Here is a 6,236-nt window from a genome sequence, read left to right as displayed (position 1 = left end):
GAACGGTACAGTGACTACGGGGCTATAGCTGCATGAAACTGTCCGAAGTGTTGATCTAAACCCCTGTCCATTAAATCGGGCTTCACTTGGTGTTGTGATTCAATGTAGTCGAGTACAGCCCTTTCTATGCATTTTTATCATCAGGTGAATTAGCATTTGTAACACTTGAGGCTAGGACAGATAAAGTGAGTAGTGCTATCCGATACATAAGTACTTCCTTGGTTTTTTAAGGGTTTCATTTTTGTTTTGGCCTGAAATATCTGCTTAAACCAATCAAGTCATTATGTGTGCAGTTGATTTTCCTCTCTTGCATACCCTCTGTGTCTATCTGCTGTTTGAAGCCTGTAGATACAGAGCGGTAGGTAGGTCAGGTATTCAGGCTGATCGAGTGACTAATTTTTTATCGAAAGAATTCAACATGAAATTTTACTGCTCCTAGCGGTTTTATATGATGCCTTATAGTTGGCTCGACTACGCCAAATTTCTTAGGGTTTAACACAATAACTTCCACCACGGGTTCTTGAATCGTATATTCCAGTGATCCTGTGAGGATTACTATCTTCCCCCATACACCCTCTTTGGTATTGTGATCGTTTAGTAGTCCTGGGGGGATATTTTCTTCTGTAAATTCAGGGGTTTTCTTGTAGGGGGCTATACCTGGGGGCAAATCTTTCATTGATGGCAACCTTTTATTGTTTGGATAGAATTTTAGCAATCTAGCCTTTGGTCATACGCTGATTTGAGCCGCTTTGTTTGAATAGGTCTCAATAAACTCCAAATAGTTTGATACTAGAAGATCTGGTGCTTCCCACTGCGGATAGTGCCCAATCTCTGAGAATTCAGCTATATTCGCTGGCCTATTTATCAGTTGGCGAAACCGCTCCACCATATGCCTACCTGAAACAGGATCCAGAGAGCCATTGATTAATTGCAGTGGGCCGGGGTAGTTGTTGAGGGCATCTACCCAGCGTTGCCGGTGCTGGCGTCTATCTCGCATATAGGTGATCAGTTTATACAGGTGGTAACCGCCCTTGTTATATTGGAGTATTTGCCACAAATCCTGAAGGTCTGCTGCAGAAGGTTGGGTTCTAGGGCCGAAGATAGCTCTGAAGCTACGGCAGAACTGTGGGTAGCCTATCAGCCGGTTTACCAGGGGGCCAATGGACGAGAGAAGGAGTTTTTGGATCAGTCGAGGTTGATGAGTTTCGGGAAACAGGCCTCCATTTAACAGACTTACCGAGGGGTAACGGGTATTGCCTTCGGCATTAGCTCTGGTAAGTAGTTCTTGAGCAACTGTATCGCCATAATCGTGTGCCAATATATGAGCGGAGTTGATACCCAGGAGGTGTAGAAGCCTTTCATTTAAGTCGGCTTGCCCATGGATACTGTAGTGGTGCTCCTTGGGTTTATCGGAATACCCAAAGCCCAGCATATCCATAGCAATACAGCGAAAGTACTTTGTCAGATGGGGCCAGACTTTTTGCCAGTCGAAGCTACTAGTAGGAAAGCCATGAATCAGCAGCAGTACCGGTTTTTCCTGGTTGTTTGGGGCGCTATCGGCGTAGAACAGCTGATAGCTCTGGCAGTTGAACCACTGTCCGTTTGTTAACCATTGGTGAGGCTGCATTGGCTCTCCAGTTTCTTATTTTTGCACTAGCTGTGAAGATTGCATGAAGTGAACAGATTCTCAAGTGGAGCTTGATTCCAAATCGATGCGCATCTAGCCAGTCCCCCGGAGGGCGTAAATAGCAGGCTTGTTAATGATCTTCCATACCGACAGCCGTGTAACCGATGCCGTTAAACCGATAATCAGTAACGGCGGCAGCAGCCATCCGAGCAGGCTGGTTTCGATATTGAAATCGCTTTGCTCAATCCATACCCCGAGGGGCGCTACTATCAGGGTTGCGATGGTTATGCCCAGTACAACCGGAAGCAGGCTATCAGTCAGGGTGTGATAGAAAATCGTACTTGGCCGGGCTCCAATTGCCATACGTACGCCGAGTCCCGTGCGGCGAAGTTGCACCGAGTAACTGAGGACGCCGAAGATGCCTATTGCGGCAAGGCTGAGAGCGAGCAGGGTGAGCGCTGTTGTCACCCATACGGATACGCGGTCGTTACTGAGCAGCAGGTCCCTCGCTTCTTCCAGGGAGAACAACTCTGAAACTTTGTACTGTCGGTTGACTTGGGAAAATTCCTTGTTGAGTTCTGTGGTGCTGAGCGGCTGGTGAGGTTTGTGCCTGAGAATCAAGAGCGGATAGCTGACGTTGATACCGCGCACAAATAGCCGGGGAGGCTCTTTCTTACCCGGTAGGCTTGCGTTGCGCACTTGATAGGGCATATCACCGCGCCAATAGTAGCGTTTATCCAGAACATCACCATTGGGTTCCAGCTGCTGGGCCAGGGTTTCGCTCACGAGCATCAGGCGGTTGTTATCGGAAAACTCGGCGGCATTGATATGCCGGCCCACCACCAGCGGCATTGATATGCCGGCCCACCACCCGCGGCATACCCAGGATAGAAAGGTAATTCTCATCGATGACGGTGGTTTTAGCCATGACCGGGTTCTGACGACTGGCATCTTGCGAGAGCGATGTCGTCCAGAGTGGGCGGCTGATCGAGATGGGGGTATTTAAGCTCAAGCTGGCGTTCTGTACTTTGGGGTGCGTCAAAAGCCTTTGTCTGATGGCTTTCAAGTAGCTTTCCCGCTCGGCAGCTGAGGCGCTTCTGAGGTTGCCAATATTCAGGGTCAATACCTGTACATTGTCCAGGGGGAAGCCGAACGGTTGATTGATCAGACGGTTGGCGTGCAGGAATATCTGTAGGCTGACAACGATAAGCAGGCAGGTCATCGCCACCTGGCTGCTGATCAGCACCTTTCGGATCAGCGGTGAAATCTGTACCCCGTAACCTTTGCCACTGCTTTGCAGCATTTGATTGAGTACACGGTAGTTAATTTGCCGGCTGACGATGGTTGCAAAGAAAACAGCGAGAAATAGGGCGCACAAAAGAGCGAAGAGCAGGGTTGGCCAGTTAAGGGTGAGTTCTTGGAGTCGGGAAATCTGTTCCGCAGCGATCACCTTGAGAGCTTCGCTTGATACGGCCGTAAGAAGTATCGCTAGCAATGCGGCTACCAACATCAGCAGGCCTATTTCGCTCAGCAATGCGAAAAAGATATGTTTTTTATGCGCGCCTAGTGCGACCTGGATTGCCATATTACGCTGTTGTTTGGCTGCGCGAGACAAAATCAGATTGGTGATATTGGCACAGGCAATCAGTAATAGCACCAGTGTGCCACCCATCACCATTAGGGTTCGCGTGGTGCTATCGCCGAGGATTTTGTCGGTGAAGGGGGTGAGCCGGTACTCGACGGACCGCTCTATGGAAGAAGATCTTCCCGCTAGGGCTGCCTGGTCTTGGGCATCCATCAAAGTGCTGAGTTCGTGACTAGCACTGTCTGGGTCAATGCCCGCTTTGAGCTTGGCGGTGACCATCCGAAATGGCAGGAAGCCTCGCCAGTTATTGCGATGTGTCTCTTGTGTATCGTTGAAGTCCCAGGGAAGCCAGACTGCGGTCTGTCGACCCTGTTTATAGATCTGGGGTTCGATAAAGCCCTTGGCGGTTACTCCGATAATGCGAAAGTCCACCTCGCCAAATTGTAGGCTTTGCTCCAGTACATTTGGGCTGCGCTGGAACCTCTGTTCCCAGGTTTGGTAACTGATCACGGCGACGGGGATCCGGCTATCGAGCCCCTCATCCGTATTGAATTGCCTGCCCAGGGCCAGGGGGGCTTGGGTGAGTTGAAGGTACTCCGGGGAAACGTAGGAGACATTCACTCTTGGTGACCCGGTTAAATTTCGGATTACGTCTTCCCAAAAGTAGACAAGGGCAATGGATTCAAAGAAGGTGTCGTTCTTGTAGATTTCCACCAGGGCTGGGTACTGGCTATTGTTCGCCAATCGCAGTTGTTTGTTCTGATAGAGATTGCCGTTTATTACGTATAGCCGATCTTCATCCGGGTAGGGCAGGAGGGGGGCGGCCAGTAACTGATAGTTGAGGTTAAACAGGGTTACCAGGGCACCGAGGGCAATACCCAGAGTGAGAATAATAGTAGCTGAATAGCGCCGCACCCGGTTGAGGGACTGGAGGGCAGCGGATAGGTCCTTTGTCTTGATCATAGGGCCGTCTCATGGGGCTCTTTGACCAGTTGAGGTGTGGAAATGTGCAGTAAACGGCTGGCCATATCCGCATAGCGGGGGTCGTGGGTTACCATGCACAGGGTGGTTCCGTCGCTATTGAGCTGGCGCAGCATTTCCATTACTGCATCGCCGTTGCGCGAATCCAGGTTGCCGGTGGGCTCGTCCACCAGCAGTAGTGATGGAGTACCGACCAGTGCCCGTACGATAGCAATTCTTTGCTGCTGACCGCCGGATAGCTGGTTGGGTTTGTGGGAGGCCCTGTGGCTCATGCCCACTTTCTCCAGGCATTCCTTCAATTTTTTGTCGCTTTCCGCGTGGGGAATAGGCTGGCGTCGGTATCGTAAGGGTAGGGCAATATTGTCGTAGACTGAGAGTTCGTCAATCAGATTAAAAGACTGGAAAATAAAGCCCACTTTTTCATTGCGTATGGTGGCTGCCTCACTTAACGAAAGTTGTGCTACCTCAGTGCCTTCAATCTGGTAGCTGCCGGCGGTTGGGAGGTCCAGAAGTCCGAGAATGGACAGGAGTGTGGATTTACCACAACCGGATGGGCCGCAAATGGAGACAAACTCACCTAGGTAAATACTCAGGTCCACACCGCGTAGGGCGTGAGTTTCCATTTCTTCCGTGTTGAATACTTTCGTGATGCCGGCCATATGAAGAATTGGCTTGGACATAGCGAACTCCCTGTTCTTGCCCCTCGGTGAGGGGCATCAGTCGATAATCCGGATATGTTTTGCAGCATTGAAGTTGGCCATGTCGGACAGAATAAGCTGGTCCGCTTCACTGACCCCTTGAGTAATCTGGATATACTGGCCCGACTCTTCGCCAAATTGAATAACTTGGAGCGTGGCTTCCTCCCCGTTTTCGTTTACCAGGAAGAGAGTAGTTTTGCTGTGCCTTTGTACGTTGATGGGTCTTTCTACAAAGAGCGTATCCTCCATGGTGGCAGTGAAGATGCGCGCATCCACATTGAGTTGGGGCCTGGCGGATTTCGGAGCTACGGCACTGAAGGCGATTTCCACTTCGATATTGCCGTCCAGGACTTCTGGCGTAATTCGGGTAACCACGCCCTCTACTTTTTCCCGGCGGGTGTCAATCTCGGCGGGCTGGCGGACTTCCAGCTGTTCGGCTTTGGATTGGGGAACTTGAACCAGGGCGAGCAGGTCTGTCTCGCTGCCGATCAGTGTCAGTTCCTGCCCCAGCGCAACGCCTTGACCGAGTTCTACCGGCAGTCGTTGCAGTATGCCGTCGAGGCTGGCACGTACAATCAGGCGACCCGCTCGCTGTTGAATACTTTGCAGTTGGGTTTGCGCCAGGTTGATCTGCTCTTTTGGATCAACTCTGACTCAACAGCGACTTTTTTTAGATGGTTGATATGCTGTTTTTGCAGGTCGACGCGCTTTTTCATCTGCTTTTGCCTAAGAATAGTGGTTTGGTAAGTGAGTTGAGAGATGACACCGCTGGTAATCAGCTCATCTTCGGCTTCGCGGCGGAGTTTCATGACCTGGAAGTTGGAGCTCAGCTCGGCGAGTATGGCTTCTTCGGTGAGTACATCCCGTTCATTGTTTAATATCAGGCGGCGAAGATTGGCTTTTTCCTGCTCCAGGGAAGTTGCGGCCGCATCCAGGTTCTGAATCAGCTCCGGGTTGCTGAGCCGCATAATAATACTGTCACTCTGAACTTCAGCGCCGGGGCGCAACAAGATCTTTTCTACATTGGCTGAAGTTAATGCGGTGATCAGTGTTTGTCTGAGCGCAGCATGCCATAACCGTCCACCACAACTTGTAAGTCCCCGCTCTGTACGATTCCCAGCATTAGCTGTTCGCGTTCAACCCGATAGGCACTTTCCGAAGAGATCAAAAAAGTGCTGGCGATAGCCACAAAAGAAAGTGCGGTAACGCCTATAATGAGAGGGCGCTTGAGAAGAGGGGGTTTCTTGGGTTTGATGATGTCCATATCAAGGGATTTCGTAACTATTCAGTACTAACCTCAAAAAATTTGAATTTTTCCAATAAAAACCTAGGCCACCCCCCGTTA

The 6,236-nt window shown here is 50.5% G+C and carries 8 protein-coding genes; all 8 read right to left on the bottom strand.

Translation table 11 applies throughout. From position 1 onward, the window contains the following. Window positions 1-400: 400 nt before the first annotated feature. Complete coding sequence (locus tag MO867_RS19965; protein WP_252472376.1) at window positions 401-676, bottom strand: TehB family protein; 276 nt, start codon at window positions 674-676, stop codon at window positions 401-403. A gap of 51 nt (window positions 677-727) precedes the next feature. Beyond that, window positions 728-1,627: an alpha/beta fold hydrolase gene (locus tag MO867_RS19960; RefSeq protein ID WP_252472375.1), complete on the bottom strand. Its 900-nt coding sequence runs from the start codon at window positions 1,625-1,627 to the stop codon at window positions 728-730. A gap of 93 nt (window positions 1,628-1,720) precedes the next feature. Continuing rightward, window positions 1,721-2,479: an FtsX-like permease family protein gene (locus MO867_RS19955; protein WP_252472374.1), complete on the bottom strand. Its 759-nt coding sequence runs from the start codon at window positions 2,477-2,479 to the stop codon at window positions 1,721-1,723. Next, window positions 2,430-4,175, bottom strand: a complete 1,746-nt coding sequence (locus MO867_RS19950) for an ABC transporter permease (protein ID WP_252472373.1) — start codon at window positions 4,173-4,175, stop codon at window positions 2,430-2,432. The genes MO867_RS19955 and MO867_RS19950 overlap by 50 nt, the downstream gene beginning before the upstream one ends. After that, window positions 4,172-4,873, bottom strand: a complete 702-nt coding sequence (locus tag MO867_RS19945; protein WP_252472372.1) for an ABC transporter ATP-binding protein — start codon at window positions 4,871-4,873, stop codon at window positions 4,172-4,174. Before MO867_RS19945 ends, MO867_RS19950 begins: the two co-directional genes overlap by 4 nt. A gap of 36 nt (window positions 4,874-4,909) precedes the next feature. Continuing rightward, complete coding sequence (locus MO867_RS19940; RefSeq protein WP_507161424.1) at window positions 4,910-5,266, bottom strand: hypothetical protein; 357 nt, start codon at window positions 5,264-5,266, stop codon at window positions 4,910-4,912. Window positions 5,267-5,466: 200 nt separating this feature from the next. Continuing rightward, a complete protein-coding gene (locus MO867_RS19935) occupies window positions 5,467-5,901 on the bottom strand; it encodes a hypothetical protein (protein ID WP_252472371.1) in 435 nt (144 codons plus the stop codon). A 35-nt stretch (window positions 5,902-5,936) separates the two neighbouring features. Continuing rightward, on the bottom strand, window positions 5,937-6,155 hold the full coding sequence (locus MO867_RS19930; RefSeq protein ID WP_252472370.1) for a hypothetical protein: 219 nt from the start codon (window positions 6,153-6,155) through the stop codon (window positions 5,937-5,939). Window positions 6,156-6,236 lie beyond the last annotated feature (81 nt).

The sequence above is a fragment of the Microbulbifer okhotskensis genome, assembly GCF_023895975.1.
Taxonomy (GTDB): domain Bacteria; phylum Pseudomonadota; class Gammaproteobacteria; order Pseudomonadales; family Cellvibrionaceae; genus Microbulbifer; species Microbulbifer okhotskensis.
Note: the sequence above shows the minus strand (reverse complement) of the source record. Positions and strands in the feature narration are given on the sequence as shown.

Excerpts from the sequence above, each read along its gene's own strand:
- MO867_RS19965 (WP_252472376.1), bottom strand. The coding sequence starts at position 676 with ATGAAAGATTTGCCCCCAGGTATAGCCCCCTACAAGAAAACCCCTGAA.
- MO867_RS19960 (WP_252472375.1), bottom strand. The coding sequence starts at position 1,627 with ATGCAGCCTCACCAATGGTTAACAAACGGACAGTGGTTCAACTGCCAG.
- MO867_RS19955 (WP_252472374.1), bottom strand. The coding sequence starts at position 2,479 with ATGCCGCTGGTGGTGGGCCGGCATATCAATGCCGCCGAGTTTTCCGAT.
- MO867_RS19950 (WP_252472373.1), bottom strand. The coding sequence starts at position 4,175 with ATGATCAAGACAAAGGACCTATCCGCTGCCCTCCAGTCCCTCAACCGG.
- MO867_RS19945 (WP_252472372.1), bottom strand. The coding sequence starts at position 4,873 with ATGTCCAAGCCAATTCTTCATATGGCCGGCATCACGAAAGTATTCAAC.
- MO867_RS19930 (WP_252472370.1), bottom strand. The coding sequence starts at position 6,155 with ATGGACATCATCAAACCCAAGAAACCCCCTCTTCTCAAGCGCCCTCTC.